28 protein-coding genes are annotated in these 25245 nt (G+C 71.0%); 14 read left to right on the forward strand and 14 right to left on the reverse strand.

What is annotated here, in order from left to right:
• Positions 1 to 226 precede the first annotated feature (226 nt).
• The 4 genes from EZ242_RS00465 to EZ242_RS00480 form a co-directional block, all read right to left on the reverse strand.
• Complete coding sequence (locus tag EZ242_RS00465) at positions 227 to 1249, reverse strand: P1 family peptidase (RefSeq protein WP_135283150.1); 1023 nt, start codon at positions 1247 to 1249, stop codon at positions 227 to 229.
• 62 nt (positions 1250 to 1311) lie between these two features.
• The gene (locus tag EZ242_RS00470; protein WP_167784589.1) at positions 1312 to 2055 is read right to left on the reverse strand and encodes a lipid-binding SYLF domain-containing protein; all 744 of its coding nucleotides are present in this window, start codon (positions 2053 to 2055) and stop codon (positions 1312 to 1314) included.
• A gap of 104 nt (positions 2056 to 2159) precedes the next feature.
• A complete protein-coding gene (locus EZ242_RS00475) occupies positions 2160 to 2822 on the reverse strand; it encodes a trimeric intracellular cation channel family protein (RefSeq protein ID WP_420821216.1) in 663 nt (220 codons plus the stop codon).
• 35 nt (positions 2823 to 2857) lie between these two features.
• Positions 2858 to 3457, reverse strand: coding sequence for an ATP-dependent Clp protease proteolytic subunit (locus EZ242_RS00480; protein WP_135283152.1), 600 nt, complete (start codon positions 3455 to 3457; stop codon positions 2858 to 2860).
• 204 nt (positions 3458 to 3661) lie between these two features.
• Here EZ242_RS00480 and EZ242_RS00485 point away from each other — a divergent pair, with 204 nt between their 5' ends.
• Positions 3662 to 3988 carry a hypothetical protein gene (locus EZ242_RS00485; RefSeq protein ID WP_135283153.1) on the forward strand — a complete coding sequence of 109 codons (327 nt, stop codon included), beginning with the start codon at positions 3662 to 3664 and terminating at the stop codon, positions 3986 to 3988.
• A 194-nt stretch (positions 3989 to 4182) separates the two neighbouring features.
• Positions 4183 to 5877, forward strand: a complete 1695-nt coding sequence (locus tag EZ242_RS00490) for a long-chain fatty acid--CoA ligase (RefSeq protein ID WP_135283154.1) — start codon at positions 4183 to 4185, stop codon at positions 5875 to 5877.
• Between the two features lie 16 nt (positions 5878 to 5893).
• On the opposite strand, the gene EZ242_RS00495 is transcribed toward EZ242_RS00490, so the two are convergent.
• Positions 5894 to 7006, reverse strand: a complete 1113-nt coding sequence (locus EZ242_RS00495; RefSeq protein WP_135283155.1) for an endonuclease/exonuclease/phosphatase family protein — start codon at positions 7004 to 7006, stop codon at positions 5894 to 5896.
• Positions 7007 to 7266: 260 nt separating this feature from the next.
• On the opposite strand from EZ242_RS00495, the gene EZ242_RS00500 reads away from it, so the two are divergent.
• Entirely contained in the window at positions 7267 to 8379 is a 1113-nt protein-coding gene (locus tag EZ242_RS00500; RefSeq protein WP_135283156.1) for a PRC-barrel domain-containing protein, read from the forward strand.
• A 127-nt stretch (positions 8380 to 8506) separates the two neighbouring features.
• Here EZ242_RS00500 and EZ242_RS00505 read toward each other — a convergent pair whose 3' ends face one another.
• The 4 genes from EZ242_RS00505 to EZ242_RS00520 form a co-directional block, all read right to left on the reverse strand.
• A complete protein-coding gene (locus EZ242_RS00505; protein WP_135283157.1) occupies positions 8507 to 9073 on the reverse strand; it encodes a hypothetical protein in 567 nt (188 codons plus the stop codon).
• A gap of 121 nt (positions 9074 to 9194) precedes the next feature.
• A complete protein-coding gene (locus EZ242_RS00510; RefSeq protein WP_205960569.1) occupies positions 9195 to 10163 on the reverse strand; it encodes a metallophosphoesterase in 969 nt (322 codons plus the stop codon).
• Between the two features lie 25 nt (positions 10164 to 10188).
• Positions 10189 to 10644, reverse strand: a complete 456-nt coding sequence (locus tag EZ242_RS00515; RefSeq protein WP_167784590.1) for a TlpA family protein disulfide reductase — start codon at positions 10642 to 10644, stop codon at positions 10189 to 10191.
• A gap of 239 nt (positions 10645 to 10883) precedes the next feature.
• Positions 10884 to 12260 carry an alkaline phosphatase PhoX gene (locus EZ242_RS00520; RefSeq protein WP_135283160.1) on the reverse strand — a complete coding sequence of 459 codons (1377 nt, stop codon included), beginning with the start codon at positions 12258 to 12260 and terminating at the stop codon, positions 10884 to 10886.
• Positions 12261 to 12443: 183 nt separating this feature from the next.
• On the opposite strand from EZ242_RS00520, the gene msrB reads away from it, so the two are divergent.
• Positions 12444 to 12941 (forward strand): peptide-methionine (R)-S-oxide reductase MsrB, encoded by a 498-nt coding sequence (gene msrB, locus EZ242_RS00525; RefSeq protein WP_205960570.1) that lies wholly within the window; start codon positions 12444 to 12446, stop codon positions 12939 to 12941.
• A complete protein-coding gene (gene msrA / locus EZ242_RS00530) occupies positions 12938 to 13561 on the forward strand; it encodes a peptide-methionine (S)-S-oxide reductase MsrA (RefSeq protein ID WP_167784591.1) in 624 nt (207 codons plus the stop codon). Before msrB ends, msrA begins: the two co-directional genes overlap by 4 nt.
• 170 nt (positions 13562 to 13731) lie before the next feature.
• On the opposite strand, the gene EZ242_RS00535 is transcribed toward msrA, so the two are convergent.
• The gene (locus EZ242_RS00535) at positions 13732 to 14115 is read right to left on the reverse strand and encodes a hypothetical protein (RefSeq protein WP_135283161.1); all 384 of its coding nucleotides are present in this window, start codon (positions 14113 to 14115) and stop codon (positions 13732 to 13734) included.
• Positions 14112 to 14600, reverse strand: coding sequence for a hypothetical protein (locus EZ242_RS00540; protein WP_135283162.1), 489 nt, complete (start codon positions 14598 to 14600; stop codon positions 14112 to 14114). Before EZ242_RS00540 ends, EZ242_RS00535 begins: the two co-directional genes overlap by 4 nt.
• A gap of 113 nt (positions 14601 to 14713) precedes the next feature.
• On the opposite strand from EZ242_RS00540, the gene EZ242_RS00545 reads away from it, so the two are divergent.
• The 9 genes from EZ242_RS00545 (at position 14714) to EZ242_RS00585 (ending at position 23027) form a co-directional block, all read left to right on the forward strand.
• Complete coding sequence (locus EZ242_RS00545) at positions 14714 to 16018, forward strand: SDR family oxidoreductase (RefSeq protein WP_135283163.1); 1305 nt, start codon at positions 14714 to 14716, stop codon at positions 16016 to 16018.
• The gene (locus tag EZ242_RS00550) at positions 16015 to 16497 is read left to right on the forward strand and encodes a DUF2269 family protein (RefSeq protein WP_135283164.1); all 483 of its coding nucleotides are present in this window, start codon (positions 16015 to 16017) and stop codon (positions 16495 to 16497) included. The genes EZ242_RS00545 and EZ242_RS00550 overlap by 4 nt, the downstream gene beginning before the upstream one ends.
• Complete coding sequence (locus EZ242_RS00555; protein WP_135283165.1) at positions 16497 to 17414, forward strand: NAD(P)/FAD-dependent oxidoreductase; 918 nt, start codon at positions 16497 to 16499, stop codon at positions 17412 to 17414. The genes EZ242_RS00550 and EZ242_RS00555 overlap by 1 nt, the downstream gene beginning before the upstream one ends.
• A gap of 77 nt (positions 17415 to 17491) precedes the next feature.
• Positions 17492 to 18679 (forward strand): hypothetical protein, encoded by a 1188-nt coding sequence (locus tag EZ242_RS00560; protein WP_135283166.1) that lies wholly within the window; start codon positions 17492 to 17494, stop codon positions 18677 to 18679.
• 31 nt (positions 18680 to 18710) lie between these two features.
• Positions 18711 to 19436 (forward strand): ferritin-like domain-containing protein, encoded by a 726-nt coding sequence (locus EZ242_RS00565; protein WP_135283167.1) that lies wholly within the window; start codon positions 18711 to 18713, stop codon positions 19434 to 19436.
• Positions 19437 to 19693: 257 nt separating this feature from the next.
• A complete protein-coding gene (egtB, locus tag EZ242_RS00570; RefSeq protein WP_135283168.1) occupies positions 19694 to 20950 on the forward strand; it encodes an ergothioneine biosynthesis protein EgtB in 1257 nt (418 codons plus the stop codon).
• Between the two features lie 56 nt (positions 20951 to 21006).
• Positions 21007 to 21960, forward strand: coding sequence for an L-histidine N(alpha)-methyltransferase (gene egtD, locus EZ242_RS00575; RefSeq protein WP_205960587.1), 954 nt, complete (start codon positions 21007 to 21009; stop codon positions 21958 to 21960).
• A gap of 33 nt (positions 21961 to 21993) precedes the next feature.
• Entirely contained in the window at positions 21994 to 22272 is a 279-nt protein-coding gene (locus tag EZ242_RS00580; RefSeq protein WP_135283170.1) for a DUF427 domain-containing protein, read from the forward strand.
• 23 nt (positions 22273 to 22295) lie between these two features.
• A complete protein-coding gene (locus EZ242_RS00585) occupies positions 22296 to 23027 on the forward strand; it encodes a 2OG-Fe dioxygenase family protein (protein WP_135283171.1) in 732 nt (243 codons plus the stop codon).
• Positions 23028 to 23144: 117 nt separating this feature from the next.
• Here EZ242_RS00585 and EZ242_RS00590 read toward each other — a convergent pair whose 3' ends face one another.
• From EZ242_RS00590 to EZ242_RS00600, 3 genes are read right to left on the reverse strand one after another with little or no spacing between them, the layout of a single operon-like run.
• Positions 23145 to 23903 carry an SDR family NAD(P)-dependent oxidoreductase gene (locus EZ242_RS00590; protein WP_135283172.1) on the reverse strand — a complete coding sequence of 253 codons (759 nt, stop codon included), beginning with the start codon at positions 23901 to 23903 and terminating at the stop codon, positions 23145 to 23147.
• Between the two features lie 12 nt (positions 23904 to 23915).
• The gene (locus EZ242_RS00595) at positions 23916 to 24530 is read right to left on the reverse strand and encodes a dioxygenase family protein (RefSeq protein WP_135283173.1); all 615 of its coding nucleotides are present in this window, start codon (positions 24528 to 24530) and stop codon (positions 23916 to 23918) included.
• On the reverse strand, positions 24527 to 25207 hold the full coding sequence (locus tag EZ242_RS00600) for an RluA family pseudouridine synthase (RefSeq protein WP_420821217.1): 681 nt from the start codon (positions 25205 to 25207) through the stop codon (positions 24527 to 24529). The genes EZ242_RS00595 and EZ242_RS00600 overlap by 4 nt, the downstream gene beginning before the upstream one ends.
• Positions 25208 to 25245: the final 38 nt, after the last annotated feature.

Genomic DNA, 25245 nt, shown 5'->3' on the forward strand with positions numbered 1-25245 from the left:
CACGCGAGAAGGAGCCTGGCCCGCGCGCGCAGCCCCCACCCCAACCCTCCCCCAGAGGGGGAGGGAGGTCTTGCACCTCCCCCCGCTGGGGGAAGGCTGGGAAGGGGGGCACGCGAGAAGGAGCCTGGCCCGCGCGTGCAGCCCCCACCCCGACCCTCCCCCAGAGGGGGAGGGAGGTCTTGCACCTTCCCCCGCTGGGGGAAGGCTGGGATGGGGGCCCGCGCGCCTAAGACCTTCGAAGTTCACGCGCTGCGGGCAGCTCCAGCCCGCCGCCGCGCCAGCCCGTCGCCGCCAGCACCGCGCGCACCGTGGCGCGGGCCACGGCTTCGGCCGCCATGGTGGCCAGCACCACCATCCCCGGGTGCGCGTCCACGCGCGCGGTGGACAGGGCGAAGAAGGTGTCGCCGTCCGAGACCGTGTGCACCGGATTGACCGCGCGGGCCAGGCCGTCGTGCGCGGCCTGCGCGAGGCGGTGGCACTGGGCCTTGGTGATGGTGGCGTCGGTGGCGACGACGCCGATGCTGGTGTTGGCACCCGCGAGCATCGGCTTGGGCGTGATGCCCGCCAGCAGGGACCGCCGCGTGTCCAGGAGCGAGCGACCATCCTCGCTGCGCGCGCCGGCCAGCACCGCGCCGGTGTCCGGATCGATGACGTCGCCCAGTGCGTTGCAGGCGACCAGGGCGCCCACCGTCACATCGCCCACCCGCACCGAGGCGGTGCCGATGCCGCCCTTCATGGCGCGGCCCAGGCCGAAGAGCTTGCCGACCGCCGCGCCCGCGCCCGCACCCACGCAGCCTTCCTGCGGCGGCGTGGCCGACGCGGCCTCGCAGGCCGCGTAGCCGGCCCCGGCATCGGGCCGGATGCGGCCGTCGCCCAGGACCAGGTCGAAAAGCACCGCGGCCGGGACGATGGGCACCCGCACCGGGCCCACCGGGATGCCGATGCCGCGCTGGTCCAGCCATCGCATCACGCCCCCTGCCGCATCGAGCCCGAAGGCGCTGCCGCCCGCCAGCACGATGGCATGCACCTGTTCGACCGTGTTCGAGGGCGCCAGCAGCTCGGTCTCGCGCGTGCCGGGCGCGGCGCCCCGCACGTCAACGCCGGCCACCGCGCCGGCCCGCGCCAGCACCACGCTGCAGCCCGTGGGCCGCAGCGCGTGGGTGAAGTGGCCGACCTCGATGCCGGGTACGTCGGTGATCGCGCCGGCAGGCGTGTCGAAGCGGTGGGGCGGGGAAGCGGCTCGGGTCATGGCGCGGGGCAGGGCGGGCACGCGGGCCCGGGCCGCTGCATTGTGGCCGAGCCGGCGCCCCCTCAGATGGCCAGCACCATGGCCAGGACGTTGTTGTTCGGGTTGGGCACGCGGCCGGAGAGGATCGAAAGCGGCGAGGCCTCGGCGCCGTAGTACACGCGGTTGGCATCGCCGTCGGGCCGGATGCCCATCACGCCCACGCTCAGGCCCGCGTAGAGCCCCGGCGCTCCGGTCCACACCACCACGTCGCTGACCTTGCCGGTCGCGGCCATGCCGCGCGCCTTGTGGGTGGTGGCGAAGGTCAGGCCGGCGCCGGCCGTGAGCGCGAAGGTGCGATCGGACATGAACTCCTGCACGGCGCGTTCCGTCATCAGCAGGTAGGCCGCGTCCCCGCCGGTGGCGCCGATCTGCGGGCCCACGCTCAGGCCCGCCATGTTGTAGAAGACCGGGTTGCCGAAGTCCGTGCCCTGGCGCGTGACCAGCACCCCCTGCCCGCCCCGCACGCCCAGGCCGACCGCGGCGCGCCCGTAGTCCGTGAGGATGAACAGGCCTTGCGCCCGCTGCAGCAGCACGGCGAGCTGCGGGTCGGCCTTCATGAGGCGCACCGCCTGCACCGCTTCCCGCACCCGTTCTCGCACCTCTTCCAGGGCTTCGCTCGCCGGGCGGACGACGACCGGCTCGGGCTCGCGCGCGGGGTTCACGCCTTCACCGGGGGCGGTGCGGGGCTGCCAGGGCTGCGCGCCGACGGCCGTGGCCAGGAGCAGGGCGGAGACGGCCGCGACCAGGCGGCGTGGAAACGTGTTCATTGGCTTGTCCCATCTTGAGTGCATGCAAGGTGGGATGGCTGCGGGCGCCCCGCGTTCCCGGATGGGACGGTTACGGGTGCGTCGGGTTGCGGCGGCTCATCGCTTCAGCGCGGCGGGCCGGGCTCATCGGCCTCCCAGCGCGGCAGCGTGAATCCCGTGCGCAAGGCCCAGGCGCGCAGGCCCGTGGCCAGCACGATGGACAGCAGCAGCCCCACCTCGCCCGGCCACTGCAGGGCCTGCGCCGCGACCAGGGCCCAGCCGCCGGCGAAGGCGCAGATCGCATAGGGCCGGTGGTCGGCGAAAGCGGTCGGGATCTCGTTGCAGACGATGTCGCGCAGCACGCCGCCGAAGGTGCCGGTGATCATGCCCATGAGCACGGCCACGATGGCCGGCATGCCCTCGACCAGGGCGATCTGCGTGCCGTTGGCGGTGAACAGGCCCAGGCCGATCGCGTCGGGCCACTGCATGGCGCGCAGGGTGGGCGACAGGTGGCGCGAGCGCAGGAAGGACATGGCCCCCACGCACAGGCCCAGCAGCACCCAGAGCCACAGGGCATGCTCGACCCAGAAGAAGGGGCGCCGGTCCAGCAGCACGTCGCGCACGGTGCCGCCGCCGAAGGCCGCCAGCCCGGCGACCATGCACACGCCGACCGCATCGAGCCGCTTGCGCGCGGCCGCCACCACGCCCGACAGGGCGAAGGCGATCACCGCCGCGGCCTCGATGGCGGTCAGCGCGGTGGCGAGGCTGAGCCAACCCATGTCCAACATGGGTCGGCAGTATGGACCAGGTCAGCGGGGACGGATCAGCCGCCGCGGCGCAGCTCGGTCTTGTGGGAAATGATGCGGCCCACCAGGCCGTACTCGACGGCTTCCTCGGCCGACAGCCAGCGGTCGCGCTCGATGTCGGTGAGCACCTGGTCCAGCGGCCGCCCGGTCTCGCGGGAGATGGTGCGGGCGATGCGCTCGCGGGCCTTGATGATCTCCTGCGCGTGGATGGCGATGTCGGTCGCCTGGCCGCCGGCGCCGCCGCTGGGCTGGTGGATCAGGAAGCGCGTGTTGGGCAGGCAGAAACGCCGCTCGCGCGGCACGGCCAGATACAGGTGCGTGGCGGCGCTGCCCACCCAGCCGGTGCCGATCATGTTCACCGGTGCGGTGATGAAGCGGATGATGTCGTGGATGGCGTCGCCCGATTCCAGGTGGCCGCCGGGCGAGCTCACCAGCATGTCGATGGGCGCGGGCGAGTCCGCGTCCAGCGCGATCAGCCGCCGGGCGACGCCGCCGGCGGACTCGTCGGTGATGGCGCCGAACACCAGTACGGTGCGCGACTTGAAGGCCTTTTCCTCCAGGAACGAGTTGCGCGGCTCTGCCGTCGAGGCGGGGGTTTCTGATTCGGGGTGTTCCATCGAGGTTCTCCTAGGTTGCCGGTGCGAATGATGCACTGTCCCGTTCCTTCGTTCCCTGCGCGCTGCTCGGCTGCAGGGCCGCCTGCGGCCACGTCCTACAGCCGAAGCCGCTCCTTCGCGACAGGCCCTCAACGCTGTGCTTCCTACAGTTTCCGCAGCCAGCGCCGCTGGCCATCCAACCAACCCGCCAAGAGGATCCCCGACATGAACAGCGAGACCAGCACCAATCCCTTCCCCACCAGCACCAGCATGGGCACCGGCGCCGGTTCGAGTGCCGTGGGCACCACGCCCCAGCGGGAACAGGGCGGCGACGCGGGCGGCAGCGACAACACCGTGCGCCGCGTGGCGCAGCGCGCCCATGAAGCCGTCGATCGCCTCGAGCAGACCCTGGGCTCCAGCGGCCAGCGCGTGATGGGCATGCAGCAGGAGTACGGCGAGTACGCCCGCGGACAGGTGCGTGAGAACCCGCTGGCCGCCCTGGGCGTGGCCTTCCTCGCCGGCGTGATCTTCGGCAAGCTGTTCACCCATTGAGGCCGCGCTCGCGTCTGAGCGAGCGCCTGCCCTGCTGCTGAACCCCCAGCCCGGGCGGGGCGGGGGCCTGCGTGCGCCCTGCCGGCGGACGCAGGGCGTCACCTGCGCGACGCCGCCTGAGGGCCGACCCTGATGCCCTGCGGCTTCAAAGCGTCCTAGTCTGCGGCCTGCCCCGGATTTCCAGAGGACGTTTCTTGCAGCGCTTCCACGACAAGTTCTGGCCCCGGCGCGTGCCGCGCGCCATCACCGTCCCGCAGACTTCGCTCTGGGACAACCTCGCCACCACCGCACGGCGCTACCCGGACAAGCCGGCGCTGGTCTTCTTCGACCGCTCGACCTCCTGGCGCGAACTGCTGTCGCAGGCCGAGCGGCTCGCAGCGCGCCTGCAGTCCCTGGGCGTGGCCCCCGGCGATCGCGTGATGCTGGACATGCAGAACTGCCCGCAACTCGTGGTGGCGCACTTCGCCATCCTGCGCTGCGACGCGGTGGTGGTGCCGGTCAACCCCATGAACCGCGCCGCGGAGCTGGGGCACTACATCACCGACCCCGAACTGCGGGTGGCCATCACCACCGCCGATCTCGCTCCCGAGATCGCCGCGGCCAGCCAGGCCTTGCCGCCGTCGCAGCGCCTGTCGCACCTCGTGGTCACGCAGTTCACCGACGCCTTCGATGCGGACTCCGCAGAAGCCCGGCGCATGCCGCCGGCCTGGCGCGAATGGCTGCTTGCGCGACCCGCGTTGCCCCGGCTGGACTCGACGCAGGTCATGGCCTGGGACGAAGCGCTGGGCAACGCCCTGCCGCTGGCCGACACCCACGCCGGACCGCAGGACCTCGCCGCCTTGCCCTACACCAGCGGCACCACCGGCCTGCCCAAGGGCTGCATGCACACGCACGCCAGCCTGATGCACAACGCCGTGGCCAGCGCGTTGTGGGGTTCCGTCACGGCAGAAAGCGTGTCGCTGCTGGCCGTGCCCATGTTCCACATCACCGGCATGGTGTGCCTGATGCACTGCGGCGTGTGGGCCGGCTCCACGCAGGTGCTCATGTCGCGCTGGGACCGCGAGCTGGCGGGCGAGCTGATCTCGCGCCATGGGGTCACGCACTGGACCAACATCCCCACCATGGTCATCGACCTGCTGGCGAGTCCGCGGCTGGAACAGTTCGACCTCTCCAGCCTCACCAACATCAGCGGCGGCGGCGCGGCCATGCCGCAGGCCGTGGCGCAGCGCCTGTGGGACCAGTTCGGACTGCGCTACGCCGAGGGCTACGGCCTGACCGAAACAGCCGCGCCCTCGCACAACAACCCGCCCGACGCGACCAAGCAGCAGTGCCTGGGCATTCCCTTCATCGGCTGCGACGCGCGCGTGGTCGATCCCGAGACCCTGCGCGAGCTGCCGCCGGGCGAGCAGGGCGAAATCGTCATCCAAGGGCCCATGGTCTTCCAGGGCTACTGGCGCCGGCCCGAGGCCACGGCGGCCGCCTTCGTGGAGATCGGGGGCAAGCGCTTCTTCCGCTCGGGCGACCTGGGGCGCGTGGACGAGGACGGCTACTTCTTCATCACCGACCGCCTCAAGCGCATGATCAATGCCTCGGGCTTCAAGGTCTGGCCGGCCGAGGTGGAAGCCCTCATGTTCCGGCACCCGGCAGTGCAGGAAGCCTGCGTGATCGCCGCCCGCGACAGCTACCGGGGCGAGACGGTCAAGGCCGTGGTGGTGCTGCGGCCTTCGCACCGCGGGCAGGTGAGCGAGCAGGACCTCATCGCCTGGTGCCGCGAGACCATGGCGGTCTACAAGGCCCCGCGCGTGATCGAGTTCGTGGAGGCGCTGCCCAAGAGCGGCAGCGGCAAGGTCATGTGGCGGACGCTTCAGGAGCGGGAAACAAGCCCCTAGACGCGGCGCGGGGCGATCAGGAGCGCCGCGCGGCGCGCAGGGTGGCGGCCGCTTCCTCCAGGTCGTCCGGCTCGAGCGCCGGGGCCGACTGCGATGCGGCGGCGTCCTGGCTCAGGCAAAGCTGCGCCATGACCGGGTAGTGGTCCGAGCCGAAGTCCGGCAAGCGCTCGAAGGCCATCAGCCCCAGGCCTTCCTGGAACAGCACCTGGTCGAGCGGCCACGACTTGAGCGTGCTGCCGGCTTCGAAGGTCGGGATGAAGCCCCGTCCCACGCGGGGATCGAGCAGCCCGCCGATGCGCATCGCGCGGCGCACCGAGCGCTCCCAGGGCGCCGCATTGAAGTCGCCCGCCAGGATGCTGGGCACCCTGGACTCCCGGGCATCCAGGGCGATCTGCATCAGGTGCCCGTCGCGGCTGGTCGTCGGCTGCGACCAGGCCTGCGGCGGGCGCGGGTGCAGGGCGAAAAGCCGGACCTGTCCGCCACCGGGCAGGCGCAGTCCGGACGACAAGGTCGGGGTCACGTCGCCGAACAGGTGCAGGAACTCGGGTCCGAGGAGCTCGAAGCGCGAGAAGACGTGCATGCCGTAGTAGGCGTTGTCCTGCGGGATCGATTGGACGACGTGGCCGAAGCGCCCACGCAGCGCCGACAGCTTCTGGTCCCACCAGGCATCGGTTTCGAGCACCACCAGCACGTCCGGATCGGACCGCTTCACCAGTGCCAGGAAGGGTTCGGCCAGTTCGTTGTCTCGCTTGACGTTCGCGACGAGCACCCGCAGGCGTGCGTCTTCGGGGCAGGCGTCCATGGACACGGCCTGCACCGCCGCACCCGGCGCGTAGGGATGCAGGCGGTAGGCGTGGTAGCCCAGTGCCAGCGCAGGAAAGACCAGCACGCCCAGGCCCAGGGTTCTCCCCGCCCGCCACGGTGGCACCAGCAGCAGCCAGAGCACCAGCAGGATGATGATGGCGATGAACAACTGGACCCGGATGAAGTCCAGGTACCGCACCCACCAGGTGTCGGTCTCCGTCAGGGGCAGGAGCGAAGCGACGCAGGCCGCGCCCAGGAGCAGCAGGACCAGGGCGCCAGCGCCCCGCCGCAGCATCGACAGGGACTTCGCATTCGATGCAGCCATGCACGCTTCGCCGGTAGTGGATGCATTTCAGGATACCGACGCATGCCGCCGCCGTGTGTAGCGCGGGACGGCACGACTGTGTCGGAATGAGCCCGACCCGGCGTCGGCTCCGGCGCCGGTTCCCCGCCGCGCAAGTGACATGAGGCGAGAGTTGAAAGGCGGTTTTGCTGGGATGAACGACGTGCCTGCAGGCGGGCTCCATCGAAGACGAGGCGCGCCCGGTCGCGGGCGCCCATTGACACCCATCGAAAGGAAATTCCATGCTCAAGTCCTCCAAAGCCCGACTGCACATCATCAGCGGGGCCGTGCTGGCGCTCGCGCTGGCGGGCGGTGCAGCCGCCCAGGCGCAGTCCTCCGGCGCTACCGGCTCGTCCGGATCGCAGGCCATGCAGGCCCAGCAAGGCTCGGGCGCCCAAAGCGGCGTGCAGAACTACCGCGGCATGCGTGTCAACGACATGATCGGCATGCCGGTGGTCAGCCCCGACAACCGGCGCATGGGCACCTTGTCGGACCTGGTGATCGATATCAGCACCGGCGACGTCCGCTACGCCCTCCTGAGTTTCGAGCGCGGACTGTTCCAGGAAGACGCCCTGGCCGCGGTACCCACGAAGCAATTGTTCCAGACGGTGCGCGATGGTGCGCTGGTGTTGCAGGGCATGAACCGCGAGCAGCTCATGGCCTCGGCCGTGCGGCGCACGGACTACGAGGGCGGGCTGTTCGACAGGCGCGAGGCCAGGCTGTTCGACAACCGGCCGCTGTGGACGGGCATCGACCGGACCTGGGGCATGGGCACGCCCACCGCCACGCCGGGTGCCATGCTGGCCACCCGCATCATCGACCGCGAGGTGAACACCGCCACCGAGGACGACATCGGCGAGATCGAAGCCCTGGTGGTCAACCTGGCGAACTCCAAGGTCCACTACGCGGTGCTGGAGTTCGATCCGGGTTGGCTGTCGCCTGAACGCAAGATCGCCGTGCCGATCACCGCCTTCCAGCGCGGTCGCGGCATGGAGTCCGACGAACTGAGCACCAACCTCACCAAGCAGCGCGTCGGCAACATGCCGGCGCTGGACCGCAACTGGTACGGGCGGCTGAACGACCCGGCCTACGTTGCGGGCGTCGATCGCACCTTCCTCGGCGTGGGCACGGGCACGGCGCTGGTCGACACGGGGGTGATGGGCAGCGGCCCCAACACCAACCTGTTCAACCGCCTGGACGAGGATGGCAACGGCTGGCTGGACCGCCGTGAGCTCGACGCGGTGCCCGACCTCGGCCGGCATTGGGGAACGGTTGATGCGGACCGCGACGGGCGCCTCTCGCGCCAGGAGTTCACGCGCTTCGGCGTGCGCGAGGAGCGGCGCACCGAGCGGTGACGAGCGCTCAGGACGTGGGGCCGGCCGGCCCCACAGGACAAGGGGGCCGAGCGGCCCCCTTGCGCATCTTCAGCATCCGGATGGCATGGCCGGGGCGCTCGCCTCGCCATGCCCCGGAAGCCTCGCTCTATTTCTTCGTCTCGCCCGCCGGCTTGGCGGCCGTGCCGGTGCCGGCAGCGCCCATGGTCCCGGTCTGTCCCGTGGCGGGTACGGAGGCCAGCACCATCGCGGCCTGCGTGTCCACCAGGGCCTGGTTGACCTGCTGGATGGCCTTGTTGCGCGCTTCACCCGCCGGCATCTGCGCCATGGCCTGAACGGACTTGCGCAGCGACTCGGCGGCTTGCATCAGCTTCTTCACCGACTCGTTGTACTCGGTCGTTGACATCGTGAACGCCGGCGACTGGCGCATCTCGTCGGGCAGGGCCAGCATGGCTTGCTGGGTGTCGATCAGCGCCTTCTGGGCGCGCGTGATCGCCTCGTGGCGCTGCTTGCCTTCGCCCTTGTTCTCCATGGCCTTGATCGACTCGTGCAGCCGGTTGGTTGCGTTCTGCAGGTTCTCGACAGTCTTCGATTGGCTCGCTGTCAGCACGCCGCCGGGTGCCGCGCCCGGAGGCTTCGCCGGAGTGGCTTGCGCGCCAGCGAAGCCGGCACCGAGGCTCATCGACACAGCCAGGGCTATGGACTTGAACTTCATTGGATTTCCCTTCAGTCGGTTCGTTTGGGGTTGGACACGCCTCGCGGTGCAGCCGAACGAGGGCGCACCGGACTCCACGCTGCGGGTCCATTCGAGGCTTGCTGGGAGTACGCGAGCAGCTTCACCGGGTCTCTCCCGACGGCTGCGCGCGCAGCGTGAACCAGGTCAGCTCCGGCGGACAGTTGATCCGCATCGGGGCCGTGCTGAAGCCGATGCCGCGATTGACATACAGGCGGTTGCCGGGGGCACCGTAGTCGTGGATCCAGCCATCCACCGTGACGCGCCCGGACGCACGCAGCGCCATCCAGGACCATCGCGGAAAGCCGGGCACCCGCATCTGCCCTCCGTGCGTGTGACCCGCCAGCGCGAGCGGCGCGCTCGAGGCCGGCAGCTTGGCGAACACGTCCGGGTTGTGCATCAGCACCAGGCGCGGGGCGCCCTGTGGGATGGCGGCGAGCATGCGCTCGGGCTCGGCGCGTCCGGCCAGGAGCGAATCGATTCCCCCCAGGTACAGGGACCGGGCGCCGGCCACAGGCGATCGACCCTTCGGAGGGGGCAGGGCGACGGCTTCGTTGCGCAGGACAGTCACCCCCGCACTGCGCAATGCGTTCGCCAGCTGGTCCGCCACCCCGCTCACGGCTGCGGACTCGAACTCCTCCTTGAGGTAGTCGTGGTTCCCGAGCACGGCATAGACCGGAATGCCGGCCGCAAGGACCGGCCGCAAGAGTTCGACGGTACGGGCGATCTGGGCCTCGATTTCCTTCAGGTCCTCGGGCTCGAGTTCTTCATTGGCTTCCTGGGCGGATTCCTCATCGACGGGCTGGTACAGGAAGTCGCCGGCGAGCAGGAGGGCGGCGGGCGCCTGTGCGACCACACGGGCAATGCCTCGCCGGATCATTCCCTCGTTGGCCAGCCACATGCCCGTCTGCCAGTCGGCCATGACGGCGATGCGCGCGCCGTCCCAGGCCTCTGGAAGCCCTGGAATGGATGCCTCTCGATGGGTTTCGTCGAGGACCAGCCGGGGTTCGACGAAACCCCAGCCCGCCACGAGCACCAGCGCACCGAAGACGAAGGCGATGAGCCTCTTCACTGCCAGCGAGCCCAGCGTTCCGGGATCAGCCGGTCAGCTTGCGAACGGCATCCTGGATCTGCTGCAGGTTGGCCTGCGTGGGCTGGCCCTTGGCGCGTGCGACCACCTGGCCCTGCGAATCGAGCACCAGCACGAACGCGTCCTCGCTGGAGGCGGGAATGCTGAAGGCCTCCTCCAGCGGGCCTTCGTTCATCAGCCAGGTCTGGTCGTGGTACCGGTCCGGAATCTTCTGGCGGGCCCGGGACAGGGCGTCCTGCTCGGAGATGAAGAAGGGCAGGTCCAGTGCGAGCACATCGCGCACGCGGACCTTGCCCGGCTGGATGTTCTTGCGAAGCGCCTGGACCCATTGGCGGGTTTCCTGCGCCGCGTCCCGGCTGGGGGTGACGATCAGCACCGTGGGCTGGCCGAGCAGTTTCTGCTCGGTGACGACTTCGCCGGTCAACACCGTCGCCTTGAAGGAGGGGACGGGGGTCTGGGCCAATGCAGTGCTTGCGGCGGCTGCGGCAAGCACGACGGGAAGAGTGAGCTGGATCGTTTTCATGTCTGGTTGGGGTGACCCGACCCGGCTTGGTTCTCTTCGCGAAGGTCCGACATGCACACGTTGGCGTGTCGGAGAGTTCCTGCGCCGGGCGGGGACGGCGGCGCTGCGGCACGCGCCGCCGGTTCCCCACCGGCGGAGGGATCAGGCTGCGTCCAGATGACCGGAGTCGTCCCGCCGCCTCAGCGCTGGCCCTTGCGCCAGGGCCCTTCGATCACCAGCGTGATGCCGGGGCTCTGGATGTTGACGAACATGAAGCGGCCGTTGTGCGAGAAGCAGCCGCCGCAGAACTCGCTGCCGTTGAGCGCGTTCTCGGCGACGCGGAACAACTGGCCGTCGCTATCCAGGCCGACGATGTTGTTGCCGTTGCTGCCGTCCTCGTACATGTAGAGGCGCCCGTCCGGGCCGATGGTGATGTTGTCCGGCGCGTGCAGGACGTTCACGTCCGTGGACTCCACCACCAGCGTGAGCGTCTCGCGCTGCGGGTCATAGGCCCAGACCTGCCCCGCGCCGAGATCGCCACCACTGGTGCAGCAGAAGTAGATCAGTCCGTCGGCGTACCAGGCGCCCTCGCCGCGCACGAAGGTGGCGGCCCCCTGGACCTGGCCCTGGCGGCGCGTGCTGCGCTCGGGCGCGTTGTCGATGGGGTCCGGGTCCTCGATCTCCACCCAGTCCACCGCCAGAGGCTGGTTCAGGCGGCCAAGGAATCCCTTGCCGGTGTTGACCGCGGCGGTGGAGCCCTTCAGGCGCAGCGCCTGCAGGCGACCCCCCTCCAGCAGGTGGCCGGGGCGGTGCGGCACGTAGCGGTAGAACAGGCTGTCGCCGGTGTCCTCGGTCTCGTACACGATGCCCGTGCGCGGGTCGGTCGCGGTGGCTTCGTGGCTGAAGCGGCCCATGCCGAGGATGGGCATGGCCTGCACCGCCTGTGTTGCCAGCGCCGGCACTTCGAAGACGTAGCCGTGGCGCTGCTGGTAGGTGCTGAGCGTGGCGTTGGGCAGCGAGGTGTTCTCCTCGCAGGTGAGCCAGGTGCCCCATGGGGTAGGGCCGCCCGCGCAGTTGTTGTTGGTGCCGCCAAGCGACGCGTGGTCGCGCAGCAGCTTGCCGCTCTCGTCCAGCACCAGGGTGGTGGTGCCGCCGTTGGCATACGTGTCGAACTTGTAGCCGGCCGCAACGTCCACGCCCAGCGCATTGCCGAACTTGGACTCACGGTTGCTCAGCTCGTGGTTGCGCACCAGCACGGTGGTGCCGTTCGGTCCGCGGAAGCTGGCCATGCCGTCGTGGTCGCCCGGCACCAGCGTGCCGTCGCTCATGGTCTGCCCGGTCAGGGAGATGGCCCAGTAGCGGAACCCGGGCGGCAGGGTGACGAGGGGCAGGCCGCGCAGGTCGCCGAAGGCGCCGACCAGTTCGCTGCTGTTCAAGGGCAGGCTGGGGCTCAGCGGGCCGAAGCCGGGGCCGAAGGCGGGGGCCGCACCGGCAGGGCGGGCATGGAGCGCGGCGAGCGGCGCGATCATCGCGCCGGCGCCCAGGAACTTCATGAAATGGCGTCGAGAGGAAGTCATCGGCTTTTTTCCGTGTTGTTGCAAGGTTCGGATGCCTCGCTCGTCGCGTGCCGGCGAGGCAGACGCGACCTTAGGAAGAGCCTGTGTCATCCCCATGAGTTCGCCGTGACAAAGCCATGACACGCCGAAACAAGGTGTACCCGCACGGTGGAACTTCGCGCGCCGGCGGCGGCTCTTTCAGCCATGAGCACCGAGTCCTCGATCAACCGTCGCACCACCATGAAGCTGCTGTTCCTGATGGGGTCTTCCGCGCCCGTGCTCGCGAACGCGGCGGGTCCCGCCGCCGTGGCCCCGCTGGAGCTGTCCGATGCCGAATGGAAGAAGCGCCTGAGCCCCGAGGCCTACCGCGTGCTGCGCAAGCACGGCACCGAGCCCGCGGGCTCCAGCCCCCTGGACAAGGAGCAGCGGCCCGGGGTGTACCACTGCGCGGGCTGCGACCTGCCGCTCTTTTCCTCCGAGGCCAAGTACGACAGCGGCACCGGCTGGCCGAGCTTCCACACCGCGCTTCCCGGCGCCGTGGCCACGCAGCTGGACTTCAAGATGATCTGGCCGCGCACGGAGTACCACTGCGTGCGTTGCCAGGGCCACCAGGGCCATGTGTTCGACGACGGACCGCCGCCCACCGGCAAGCGGTGGTGCAACAACGGAGTGGCGCTGCGCTTCGCGCCGTCGCAGGCATGAAGACGCTGGTGTCGCGCCGCGTCCTCGGCCGGCTGCTGGCGGCCGCTTCGCTCGCATTCGCCAGCGGCATGCTGGCGGCGCAGGGCAGTCCCGCGACGGCCCGCGCCACCTTCGCGGGCGGCTGCTTCTGGTGCGTGGAGGCCGACTTCGACAAGGTGCCGGGCGTGCTGGAGACCGTCTCGGGCTACACCGGCGGCACCGTGCCCAACCCCAGCTACGAGCAGGTCTCCGGCAAGGGGACCGGCCATGCCGAGGTCGTGCAGATCACCTACGACCCGGGCAAGGTGAGCTACGAGCAGCTGCTGCAGGTCTTCTGGCGCAGCATCGATCCGACCACGCGGGACCGCCAGTTCTGCGACGTGGGCAGCCCCTACCGCACGGCCATCTTCGCCCATGGCGAGGAGCAGCTGCGCGCCGCGCGCGAGTCGCTGCGGGCGCTGGAGAAGAGCAAGCCCTTCGACGCGCCCATCGTGACGGAGATCGAACGCGCGGGGGCCTTCTACCCGGCCGAGGACTACCACCAGGATTACTACCTGAAGAATCCCGTCCGCTACAACTACTACCGCTGGCGCTGCGGCCGCGACGCGCGGCTGGAGGAGCTCTGGGGCAAGGCGAAGTAGGCGCTTGTCTGACGGACTTTTCGACAGGCACCGAACTCCCGCGGACCGTTCGGGCTGGGCCCTTCGACGATGCTCAGGACAGGCCTGTCGAAGCCCATCGCGCGAGACTCACCACGCGAGCCCAGGGCTCAGGGCGAACGGATGTGTTTGCATAGGGAAGCGGCCTCCGTCTAGCGGCGCGTTTCGGGCACTCCTGCGGGCCGCGCTGGCACGCCCGGCGTGCGCTCGTCCACCGCGACGGGCGCGGCGCCCGTCCTGTCCACCGAGGACGATTGCGTCTGAACCGCAGGCAGGCGCTCGCCCGCCGCGCCGACGATGGCCTGCGCATGCGCCTGCCGCGCGTCGGCCAGGCAGGCGGCCCGCACGTCGGCCGGATGCTTCAGGCACAGCGCGCGGGCGCGGATGAAGGCTTCGTCGGCCTGCTCCAGGGCGCGCGCATTGGCGAGCGCGCGCGGCGCCGGGCCTTCGGCGGCGGGCATGCCGCCTGCCCAGGCGGGCGACAGCACCGCGGCGGCCAGGGCCGCGGTCGTGGCGAGTCGGATCGATGTCGTCATGGCAGGTATCTCCTTTCATGCGGCGAATCCGCGTTGGCCGCGGCGCCCAGCAGCATGCCGACGGCCATCGCCGCATAGACCCCGACGAGGGCCCCGCGCGACAACCGGTGCTCGAAGCCCGGCGTGAAGCGCTTGGGCGTGATCGTGAAGTCCACCAGGGCGGCGAGCGCCGCGGTGGCCGTGGTACCGGCCAGGCTGGGCGCGCTGCCGGGCCGCAGGGCCTGGCGGCCGACCGCATAGACCGTGGCCCAGAGCACCGAGGCCGCATGGTGCGTCACCAGGCCCACGCCGGTGTGCCGCATCGAGGCCTCGTCGGCATGCAGGGCCTCGGGCTCGTACAGCCAGTGGCTCACGGCGTTGATGGGGGCCAGGGGCCGGCCGGTCTCGCGATGCCCCAGCGCCGCCAGGGCGGCCGCGGACAGCGCGCCACCCGCGACACCGGCGACCACACCCTCGCGCAGGGCATCGTTCCAGGACAGGTTCATGCGGCCAGTCTAGGCATGCGCACGGTCTCGCATGCCCCGTGATTGCAAGCCGTAACCGCGGGCCTGCCTACACTCGGGCCGGACAGTCCCAACGAAGAGGCAAGGAGCAAGGCGTGCGCGTGCTGATCACCGGAGCGACAGGATTCATCGGGCGCCGGCTTGCGTTGGCGCTGCTGGCCCGCGGCCACGAACTGGTCTGCGCGGTGCGCAGCCCCGAGCGGCTCGAGCTCGGGCCCGGCCACTGGCGCGCGGTGCCCATGGACCTGGCCCAGGTGCCGCCGCGCAGCGCCTGGCGCGAGCACCTCGCGGGCGTGGACGCCGTGGTGAACGCGGTGGGCATCATCCGCGAGACGCCGGGGCAGGGCTTCAAGGCGCTGCATGCACGCGCGCCTGCCGAGTTGTTCCGCGCCTGCGTGGACACGGGGGTGCCGACCGTGGTTCAGGTCTCGGCCCTGGGCGCCGACGGCCAGGCGCGCAGCCGCTACCACCGCAGCAAGAAGGCGGCCGACGACGCGCTGCGCAGCCTGCCGCTGAAGGGGGCGATCGTGCAGCCCTCGGTGGTCTATGGCGCGGAGGGCGCGAGCGCGGCGCTCTTCAACCGCATGGCCGCCGCACCCCTGCTCGCGCTGCCGCAGGCCGGGCGCATGGCCCTGCAGCCGGTGCACATCGACGACGTGGTCGAAGGCCTGGTGGCGCTGCTGGAGTCTCCGCCGCCCGAGCTGATCACGCTGCCCTTCGTGGGCCCGCGCAAGCTCACCATGGCGGACTACCTGCGGCGCCTGCGCGACGCGCTCGGCATTGCCGGGCCGCTGCCGGTGCTGCCCTTGCCCCAGTGGCTCTTCCTCGGCGCGGCGCACGTGGCCGGCCGGCTTCCGGGAAGCATCCTGGATGCCGAGACCGCCGGCATGCTGCTGCGGGGCAACGCCGGCCCGGTCGATGGGCTGCGGGCCTTGCTGGGTCGCCTGCCGCGCGAAGTCGAGGACTTCGTGCCGCCCGCCGCGCGCGAGGCGCTTCGCACCTCGGCGGTGCTGGGCGTGTGGTTGCCGGTGCTGCGCGTGGCCTTGGCCCTGATGTGGATCTGGACCGCCCTCGTGTCCTTCGGGCTCTACCCGGTGCAGGGCAGCTACGAACTGCTGGCGCAGGTGGGCCTCACGGGGGCCCTGGCGACTTTGGCCCTGTACGGTGCGGCGACGCTGGACCTGGCCCTGGGGGTGCTCACGCTGGCCTGTCCGCCGCGCTGGCGGCGCGCGATGTGGCTGTCGCAGATCGTCCTCATCGGCGGCTACACGCTCCTGATCACGCTCTTTCTGCCGCAGTGGTGGCTGCATCCCTACGGGCCGATCAGCAAGAACCTACCCCTGCTCGCGGCGATCGGCCTGCTGTGGACCCTGGAGCCGCCGCCCAGACTGCGCGGGTGAGCGAAGGCTACTTTCTCGTCAACTGGCTGCATGTGATCTCCGCCACGGTGCTGTTCGGCACCGGCGTGGGGTCCGCCTACTACCTGCTGGTGTCCACGCTGCGGCGCGACGTGCGGGTGGTCGCCGCGGTGAGCCGCCAGGTCGTGCTGGCCGACTGGCTCTTCACCGCCACCACGGCGGTGCTTCAGCCCCTCACGGGGGCCTGGATGGTGTCGCGGCTGGGCCTGCCCTGGTCCACGCCCTGGCTGGCTCTGTCGGTGGGCCTGTATGCGCTCGCGATCGCCTGCTGGTTGCCGGTGGTGTGGATCCAGATGCGGCTGCGTGACCTGGCCGCCGCGGCCGACCGCGAGGGCACCACGCTGCCGCGTGCCTACTGGCGCTGGTTCGGGTGGTGGGTGGGGCTGGGCTTCGTGGCCTTCTTCGCCTTCCTCGCGATCTTCTGGCTGATGGTGGCCAAGCGGCTGCCCTGGGTATCCTGATGTCGCAATCTGCCGACCTGCTCGACTGCCTCGTCGTGGGCGCCGGCCCCGCCGGCCTCACCAGCGCGGTGTACCTCGCGCGCTTCCGGCGCCGGCTGCGCCTGGTGGATGCGGGCGAGAGCCGGGTGCAGTGGATCCCGCGCACGCGCAACGTGCTGGGATTTCCGGACGGCATCGGGGGCACCGCGCTGCTGGCGCGCATGCGCGAGCACGCGGCCTGCTATGGCATCGAGCCCTGGGCCGCGCGGGTGGCTTCGCTGGCGCGCGATGACGAGGGCATCTTCGAGGCCGCCATGGAGGGCTCCGGGGCCATCGTGCGGGCGCGCACGGTGATCCTGTGCACCGGCGCCACCGACATCCCACCGGACATCGAGGGGCTGGACGCCGGCCTTCGCTGCGGCAACGTGCGCTACTGCCCCGTGTGCGACGGTTTCGAGACCCAGCACCAGCGCGTGGCCGTGCTCGGGCGCGAGGAACACGGCCTGCGCGAGGCGCTCTTCGTGGCCGGCTTCGACAACGAAGTCACCTGGCTGTCCATGGGAACGCGGCAGGACGTGGACAGTGCGGCAGGCGAGCGGCTCGCCGCCTGCGGCGTGCGCGTGGCCAATGGCCAGCCCCGGCGCATCGCCTGCAGTCCGGGCGAGGGCATCGCCGTCCACATGGAAGATGGCGCCAGCCTGAACTTCGACGTGCTCTATCCCGCGCTGGGCCAGCGCCACGCCTCGGCCCTCGCCACGGCCCTGGGCGCCCGTGCCGGCGAGGACGGGCAGCTCGAGGTCGATGCGCACCAGCGCACCGCCGTGCCGGGCCTCTGGGCCGCCGGCGACGTGGCCCAGGGGCTGAACCAGATCAACGTGGCCGCCGGCCAGGCGGCCATCGCGGCGACCTCGGTCCACAACTTCCTGGGGCAGCCCTAGGTGGACGGTTTCCCAGGCACGCCGATTGCCGGTTTCCATCGGCACCAACCCCTTCTAGTCGGAGCAGGAAAGACACCATGGCCATCAACCTCTTGAACGACCGCGGCACGCCGCTGGACCAGCAGCGATTCACCTGGCGCGAGCTGGTGCGCAAGCCATTGAGCAAGCTGGACGACGATGCCTACAGTCGCATCCGCGTCATCCTCATGAACGGCGTCGAGCTCGATGCGCTGCGCCTGAAGCAGGTGCTGTTGCGGATGAACCGTGACGCCCGCGTTCCCATCGCGCAGCTGATGCGCACCGAGCAGCACCAGGCCACCGCCATCAACTGGATGATGTCGGCGGACCACTCGCCGCTGGAGACCACCATCGCCTACGAGCAGGTGGCCATCGAGGTCACCGCGTCGGTGGCGAAGATCGAGCAGGACCCGCTCATGGCGCAGGGCTACCGCTTCGGGCTGCTGGAGGACTTCGACCACCTCTATCGCTACTCCGCGCTGATGGACCGCCTGGAGGGCAAGGACTCCAACACCATCCTGCAGGGTTACACGGACGTCGTGCCCGGCCGCCCGACCCTGGTCCACCACCGCGCGCCGCAGGACGACCTGATGCAGCCTTATGCGCGCGACTCGCGCCTGGGCACCAAGCTCAACGCGATCACCCTGGTCGGCGGCGAGTACCAGACGCACGACTACTACATGGTCGTGGGCCCCACCTTCGCCGACCCGGCGGCCCGCCTGCTGTACGCCGAGATCGCTTCGGTGGAGAGCCAGCACATCACGCACTACGGCTCCATGCTGAACCCCGACGAGTCGCCCCTGGAGAAGCTCGTGCTGCACGAGGCCGCGGAGGTGTGGAACTACGAGGCCTGCGCGCGGCAGGAGAGCAACCCGCAGCTGCGCGCGCTCTGGGAGCGCTTCCTGGACTACGAGCTGGGGCACCTGCAGGTGGCCATGCGCCTGTTCAAGGACATCGAGCGGCGCGACCCCGCCGAGCTGCTCGGCGACGGCTCGCTGCCGCCGGGCATCGAGTACAAGAGCCAGCGCGAGTTCGTGCGCAAGGTCCTGGCGGACGAGGTCACGCTGCGCAAGGACGGCACCGAGTTCGTCGATGAAGACGCTGAATCGGTCGCTTCGATCTCGCATCGCAACCAGCTCAATTCGCAGGGCTCGCCCTCGCAGGACGTCTCGGCCGGCTGGCGCTGGACGCCCGGCACCGAGCTGCGGCGCGACATGGTTCCGGCAGCGAACGCGCCGGTGGTCTGATCCGGTTGGCAGCAATACAAGGAGCAACCCCATGGAAAACGAAGTCGCAACCGGCCTGAACCGCACCGGCCTGGACATGGCCCCGATGAGCCGTGACGACATGATCAAGTTCGCCCGCAGCGAAACCGCGCTCGTCCCAGCGGGCAACAGCGACCAGCTCAGTGAACTGCGTCGCAGCTACGCCCTGGAGGCCGACCGCGTCGGCTCCGTCCCCGTGCCCGGGAAGATCAAGGGCGTGGCCACCACGCTCAAGGCCACCATGAAGGGCAACAAGCCTTCGGTGCTGATCGACAAGCTGGGCGAACGCCTGGCCTACGAGCGCACCGGCGTGCGCCTCTACGAAGCCCTGCTGGTGAAGGCCTCGGCGGCCAGCGGCGGGCCCATGCTGGACATCCCGACCCTGCAGCGTTTCCGCGACGACGAGGAATCGCACTTCCACATGGTCGGCAAGTACCTCGAAGGCCTGGGGGCCGATCCCACCGCCATGACGCCCTGTGCCGACATCGCGGGCGTGGCCGGCAGCGGCCACCTGCAGGTGATCAGCGACCCGCGCACGACGCTGGCCCAGGCGCTGAACTCGCTGCTCATGGTGGAGATGGGCGACAACGCCGGCTGGGACCTGCTGGTCGAGCTGGCCGAGGATGCCGGCCACGCCGACATGGCGCAGGCCTTCACGGTGGCGCTGGAGACCGAGCGCCAGCACATGGAGTCGGTGCGCAGATGGCTGCGCGAGGCCGTGCTGGACGAGGCGACTTGAAGTTCTCCCTCCCCCTCTGGGGGAGGGTAGGGGTGGGGGTCCCGCGCGCCGAACAACGCATCTTTCCGCGCGGCCCCCATCCCAGCCTTCCCCCAGAGGGGGAAGGAGCAAAGCCGCTGATCCGTTGCACTCTTCCTCGGCGTTACATCGGGCATCACTGACACGCCGGCTGCGGCTGTCCGGGTTAACCTGCGCGGCGGATCGCGTTCGGCTGGACAGGCCGCCGCCGGCCCGCAGCCTTCCAGGAGACTTGTTCGATGCCCGCCAGCAGCCCCTCCGGTTCATTCCCCGCCAGCGCGCCGCAACGGCAGGCCGCCGCCGGCCGGCTGACGCGGGTGCGGGCCCACAGCCTGGCGCTGGCCGCGCCGCTCACCGCGGAAGACCAGTGCATCCAGTCCATGCCCGACGCGAGCCCCACCAAGTGGCACCTCGCGCACACCAGCTGGTTCTTCGAGGTGGTGGTGCTGCAGGCGCACGCACCGGGCTACCGCCTCTTCGATCCGAAGCTGCTGCACCTGTTCAACTCCTACTACGAGTCCCTCGGTTCGCGGCACCCGCGGCCGCAGCGCGGGCTCCTGAGCCGGCCCTCGCTGGACGAGGTCCTCGCCTACCGCGCCCATGTGGACGAGGCGGTGGCACGCTTCCTGGCCGACTGCGACGAGGACCGCTGGCGCGAGGTCGCGGACCTGGTGGAACTCGGTTGCCAGCACGAGCAGCAGCACCAGGAGCTGATCCTCACCGACATCCTGCATGCCTTCTCCTGCAACCCGCTGCTGCCGGCCTGCCAGCCGGCGGCGCGTGGCTTGCGCCTGGCCACCCCGCCCCGGCCGCTGCACTGGGTGGCGTTCGAGGGTGGCAAGGCCGCGGTGGGCCACGGGGGTGCGGGCTTCGCCTTCGACAACGAGCAGCCGCGCCACGACGTGCTGCTGCGTCCCTACGCGTTGGCCGACCGGCTCGTGAACTGCGGCGAGTGGCTGCAGTTCATGGAGGAGGGCGGCTATAGGGATCCTTCGCTCTGGCTGTCCGACGGCTGGGCGCAGGTGCAGGCGCAAGGCTGGCGCGCGCCGGGCTACTGGATCGAGCCGGGCGATGCGCGCGCGCCGTCGCCCCAGTGGCAGGTGTTCGGCCTGCACGGGCTCGCGCCGCTGGACCCGCAGGCGCCCGTGATGCACCTGAGCTTCTACGAAGCGGCCGCGTATGCGCAGTGGGCCGGTGCGCGCCTGCCCACCGAGTTCGAGTGGGAGGCGGCCTGCGGGCATCCCGGCCTGGAGCAGATGAGCGGCCATGCCTGGCAATGGACGCGCTCCTCGTACGACCCGTACCCGGGCTTCCAGCCGCTGGCCGGCGCCGTGGGCGAGTACAACGGCAAGTTCATGGTCGGCCAGATCGTGCTGCGCGGCGGCAGCCACGCCACGCCCGAAGGCCATGCCCGGCCGACGTACCGCAACTTCTTTCCGCCGGCGGCGCGCTGGCAGTTCACCGGCCTGCGACTGGCCAAGGAGGTTTCTTGCTGACCAGCTCCCCGCGCCTCGCCCACGAGGCGGGCCGACCCGCCGCCTCGTTCGACACCGTGGCCGCGCGCCCCTGGCCGGCCGACGAGCCCTTCGCCCGCGACCTGCTCGCCGCCTTCACCCGCCGCCCGCGCAGCATCTCGCCCAAGTGGTTCTACGACGCCGAAGGCTCGCGCCTGTTCGACCGCATCTGCGAGCTGCCGGAGTACTACCCCACGCGCACCGAGCGCGCCATCCTTCAGGCGCATGCGCGCGAGATGGCCGACGTGATCGGGCCGGGCGCGGAGCTTGTCGAATTCGGTGCGGGCTCCTGCGACAAGGTGCGGCTGATCCTGGACGAGCTGCGCGAGCCGCGCTGCTTCCGCCCGGTGGACATCTCCGCCGCGCACCTGCAGGCCGCCGCGGCCGGCCTGCGCCGCGACTACCCGGGCCTGGACGTGCAACCGCTCGCGGCCGACTACACCCAGCGCCTCTTGCTTCCCGCCCCCGAGCCCGGCGTGCGCCGGGTGGGCTTCTTCCCCGGCTCCACCATCGGCAACTTCACGCCCGAGGAGGCGCTCGCCTTCCTGCGCGGCGCCGCCGAGCTGCTGCGCGGGGGTGGCCTGCTGCTGGGGGTGGACCTGGTCAAGGACCCGCAGCGGCTGCACGCCGCCTACAACGACAGACAGGGCGTCACGGCCGCCTTCAACCTCAACCTGCTCGCGCGCGCCAACCGCGAGCTGGGCACACGCTTCGACCTGTCCGCCTTCGACCACTACGCCTTCTACGAGCCGCGCCTGCAGCGCATCGAGATGCACCTGGTGAGCCGGTGCCGCCAGGACGTGCGCCTGGGCGGCACGGCCGTCGAGATCGAGGAGGGCGAGACCCTGCATACTGAGAGCTCGCACAAGTACACCCTCGACGGGCTGGGCGCGCTGGCCCTGCAGGCGGGCTTCCGGCCCGGGCCGGCCTGGCTGGACGAGGAGCGCTGGTTCTGCGTGCAGTGGCTCGCGGCCCCGGCCGCGGCGCTCTGATAGGCTGCCTCTTTTTCGCGTGAGGGACAGGCCATGAAGGCAAGCTGGAACGGCGTGGTGGTCGCCGAGAGCGACGACACGGTGCTGGTCGAGGGCAACCACTACTTCCCCGAGTCGGCGCTGGACCGCCGCTACGTCACCTTCAGCAACCACCGCAGCACCTGCGCCTGGAAGGGTGAGGCCTCCTACTACTCGCTGCTGGTCAATGGCGAACTCAACCCTGACGCCGCCTGGTACTACCCCGATCCCAAGCCCGAGGCCGACATGGTCCGCGGACGGGTCGCCTTCTGGAAGGGCGTGAAGGTCGAGTAGTTGCGGCGGGTATGCTCGGCGGGATGAGCCTCGCCGCGCCTCTCACGCCCGTTGAAGAACTCGATGCGCAGTTGCGCCAGCACGGTTTTGCGGTGCTGGATGCGACGGCCGTGTGCCGGCTGGCCGGCGTGGGCATCGAGGAACTGCGCGCCTGGGGCCCGAGCTGGAACACCCTGCCGCCGGACGAGTACCTCAAGGACGGCGGCCGCTACCGGCGCCGTCGCCACGCCAACCTGGTGATCGACGGCGAACGCATCGAACCGGCGCCGCACCGGGCGCACTGGCAGCCGGTCGAATACAACGCGCTGCATGGCGGCATGGAGCGCTGGTTCGAACCCATGGGCGCGGAAGTGACCGAGACGCCGGCCTGGCAGCGGCTGATCGCCGCCCTGGGTCGGGTGGCCTCCGCGCTCAAGGGACAGAGGCGCTGGTTCGCCGAGGCGCACCAGTTCCGCATCGACACGGCCGGCGGCATCGGCAGGCCGACGCCCGAGGGCGCGCACCGCGACGGCGTCGACCTGGTGGCGGTGTTCCTCGTCGCGCGCGAAGCGATCAAGGGCGGCGAGACCCGCGTGTTCCAGGCCGAGGGCCCGGCCGGCATGCGCTTCACGCTGAGCGAACCCTGGAGCCTGCTGCTGCTGGACGACGCGCGGGTCATCCACGAGACCACGCCCATCCAGCCCGCGGGCGATGTGGGCTGGCGCGACACGCTGGTGGTCACCCTGCGGGCGGGTGGTTTCCAGGGGCCCGCCTGAGCAAGCACACCCCCTCCCCCTTTGGGGGAGGGCTGGGGTGGGGGCCACGCGCGCCGGACACGCCACTTCACGCGGGCCCCCATCCCTGCCTTCCCCCAAGGGGGGAAGGAGAGGACGCTATCCCCGCACGTCGGCCACCGGCTCGCTGCCGAAGTCGGCTCTTTCCAGGTAGGCCAGCACCTTGGCCGCCGCTGTCTCGGGCGAGTCCAGCGCCCCCTTCTGTTTCAGGCCGACGAAGCCTTCGCGGTCTGGAAAGCGCGCGGCGTCGGCGCCTCGCAGCTGCGCCTGCATGTCGGTATCGATCACGCCGGGCGCGAGCGAGCAGACCCGCGCGCCGTTGCCGCTGCGCGCCTCGTCCAGCGCCACGCAGCGGGTGAAGTGGTCCATGCCCGCCTTGGCCGCGCAGTAGGCGGCCTGCGAGGCCATGGCGCGGCGGCCCAGGCCCGAGGAGATGTTCAGCACCTTGCGCGGGATCTTCCAGTTGGCCGTGGCGCGCAGGAAGGCGCTGGTCAGCAGCAGGGGCGCCTCCAGGTCCACGCGCAGCGCATCGGACAGCTCGCGCGCGGGGATCTCCGCCAGCGGCGCGATGCGCGGGATGAGGCCGGCGTTGTTGATCAAGGTGACGGACGCGAGGCCGGCATCGCCGCGCTGCTGCAGCCAGCCTTCCATCCGCGACGCCGCGGTCTCGGGCCGCGCCAGGTCGTCGGGCCACTGCTCGCAAGCGGTGCCGGCCGCGCGGGCGGCCTCCTGGAGCTGCGGGTTGGGGTGGCGCGCGATGCAGACCAGCGCGTGCCCCTGCGCGATCAGTTGCCGGGCCATGGCCAGGCCCATGCCGCGCGAGGCGCCGGTGATGAGAGTGAGGGGGCGGGTGCTCATGGGTGGGTTCATTCAGGTGGCCTGGACGACGATGGGAAAGCGCGCCTGCAGGCCGTCGCTGCCCGGTGTGAAAGGCACGGTGATGCGCGCCCGCTCGGCCGGTGACAGGCGGGTCCAGAGGAAGTCGCGCGCGTTGCGCGGCTCGCCCTCGACGTAGAGCTGGGTGGTGAGCAGCTCGCGCTCGCCGCGCCGCACCTTCACGTGGATGTGCGGCGTGCGGCCGCTGTAGGGCGCGGGCTTGATGGTGCGGAAGCGGTAGCGCCCGTCGTCGCCGACCTGCACCTGCCCGAAGCCCTGGAAGGCGGGGTCGGCCCGGCCGCGGTCGCCCGGGTGGTGGTAGTGGCCGTCCTGGTCGCACTGCCAGATCTCGACCTGGGCGCCCGCCACGGGCCGCCCGCCGGTGTCGAGCACCTGCCCCTCCAGCCAGGCCGGCTGGCCCTGCGCGTAGCGGCGCGGCCCGGTGTGCAGCAGGTCGTGGTCCCGGTCCGCGGGCAGCTCGACGGGGTAGAAGGGGCCTTCGGTCTGGCGCGGGGTGAGCGGCAGTCCCTGGGCGCGTGCCGGCAGCAGGAGCGCGGGCGAGGCGACGAAGGCGGCGACGAGGCTGCGGCGCAGGGGCGAGGGGTTCATGGCAGGGCTCCGGGGAAATGGGTGAGACCGGCGCCGCCGTCCCCGGGTTCCGGGGCCGGAAAGCTCGGCGCCGATCGCAGGCACAAGGTCGTGCCGAGCACCGGATGGGTGAAGGACAGCCGGCTCGCGTGCAGCAGCAGTCGCGGGGCGCGAGCCTGCGAGCGCTCGCAGCCGTAGAGCGCATCGCCCAGGATGGGATGGCCCAGGGCCTGCAGGTGCACGCGCAGCTGGTGCGTGCGGCCGGTCAGCGGCTGCAGCGCCAGGTGCGTCCAGTCCCTGCCGAGCCCCAGCACGCGCCAGCGGGTGCGGCTGGGCTTGCCGTTCGCGACATCGACCTTCTGCCGCGGACGGTTCGGCCAGTCGGCCGCCAGGGGCAGGGCGATCTCGCGCCACGGTGCATCGGGGTCGGGCGCCAGCCGACCTTGCACGACCGCTTCGTAGGTCTTGCCGATGGCGCCCGCCGCGAAGGCCTTGGACAGCGCGACCTGCATGGCCTCGCCGCGCGCCATCAGCAGCAGGCCCGAGGTGGCCATGTCCAGGCGGTGCACCACGAGGGCGTCCGGCCAGCGCGCCTGCGCCCGCGCGGACAGGCAGTCCTGCAGGTGCGCGCCGCGCCCCGGCACGCTCAGCAGGCCGGCGGGCTTGTCGAAGACCAGCAGGTGATCGTCGGCGTGCACCAGGGTCGGGCCGCCCGGGAATGCACCAGGGTGGCGCG

It is taken from the genome of Ramlibacter rhizophilus, assembly GCF_004681965.1.
Lineage (GTDB): Bacteria > Pseudomonadota > Gammaproteobacteria > Burkholderiales > Burkholderiaceae_C > Ramlibacter > Ramlibacter rhizophilus.

Coding starts and splice junctions, on each gene's coding strand:
- EZ242_RS00465 (WP_135283150.1), bottom strand. CDS start 1,249: ATGACCCGAGCCGCTTCCCCGCCCCACCGCTTCGACACGCCTGCCGGC.
- EZ242_RS00470 (WP_167784589.1), bottom strand. CDS start 2,055: ATGAACACGTTTCCACGCCGCCTGGTCGCGGCCGTCTCCGCCCTGCTC.
- EZ242_RS00475 (WP_420821216.1), bottom strand. CDS start 2,822: ATGTTGGACATGGGTTGGCTCAGCCTCGCCACCGCGCTGACCGCCATC.
- EZ242_RS00480 (WP_135283152.1), bottom strand. CDS start 3,457: ATGGAACACCCCGAATCAGAAACCCCCGCCTCGACGGCAGAGCCGCGC.
- EZ242_RS00485 (WP_135283153.1), top strand. CDS start 3,662: ATGAACAGCGAGACCAGCACCAATCCCTTCCCCACCAGCACCAGCATG.
- EZ242_RS00495 (WP_135283155.1), bottom strand. CDS start 7,006: ATGGCTGCATCGAATGCGAAGTCCCTGTCGATGCTGCGGCGGGGCGCT.
- EZ242_RS00500 (WP_135283156.1), top strand. CDS start 7,267: ATGCTCAAGTCCTCCAAAGCCCGACTGCACATCATCAGCGGGGCCGTG.
- EZ242_RS00505 (WP_135283157.1), bottom strand. CDS start 9,073: ATGAAGTTCAAGTCCATAGCCCTGGCTGTGTCGATGAGCCTCGGTGCC.
- EZ242_RS00520 (WP_135283160.1), bottom strand. CDS start 12,260: ATGACTTCCTCTCGACGCCATTTCATGAAGTTCCTGGGCGCCGGCGCG.
- msrB (WP_205960570.1), top strand. CDS start 12,444: ATGAGCACCGAGTCCTCGATCAACCGTCGCACCACCATGAAGCTGCTG.
- msrA (WP_167784591.1), top strand. CDS start 12,938: ATGAAGACGCTGGTGTCGCGCCGCGTCCTCGGCCGGCTGCTGGCGGCC.
- EZ242_RS00535 (WP_135283161.1), bottom strand. CDS start 14,115: ATGACGACATCGATCCGACTCGCCACGACCGCGGCCCTGGCCGCCGCG.
- EZ242_RS00540 (WP_135283162.1), bottom strand. CDS start 14,600: ATGAACCTGTCCTGGAACGATGCCCTGCGCGAGGGTGTGGTCGCCGGT.
- EZ242_RS00555 (WP_135283165.1), top strand. CDS start 16,497: ATGTCGCAATCTGCCGACCTGCTCGACTGCCTCGTCGTGGGCGCCGGC.
- EZ242_RS00560 (WP_135283166.1), top strand. CDS start 17,492: ATGGCCATCAACCTCTTGAACGACCGCGGCACGCCGCTGGACCAGCAG.
- EZ242_RS00565 (WP_135283167.1), top strand. CDS start 18,711: ATGGAAAACGAAGTCGCAACCGGCCTGAACCGCACCGGCCTGGACATG.
- egtB (WP_135283168.1), top strand. CDS start 19,694: ATGCCCGCCAGCAGCCCCTCCGGTTCATTCCCCGCCAGCGCGCCGCAA.
- EZ242_RS00580 (WP_135283170.1), top strand. CDS start 21,994: ATGAAGGCAAGCTGGAACGGCGTGGTGGTCGCCGAGAGCGACGACACG.
- EZ242_RS00585 (WP_135283171.1), top strand. CDS start 22,296: ATGAGCCTCGCCGCGCCTCTCACGCCCGTTGAAGAACTCGATGCGCAG.
- EZ242_RS00590 (WP_135283172.1), bottom strand. CDS start 23,903: ATGAGCACCCGCCCCCTCACTCTCATCACCGGCGCCTCGCGCGGCATG.
- EZ242_RS00595 (WP_135283173.1), bottom strand. CDS start 24,530: ATGAACCCCTCGCCCCTGCGCCGCAGCCTCGTCGCCGCCTTCGTCGCC.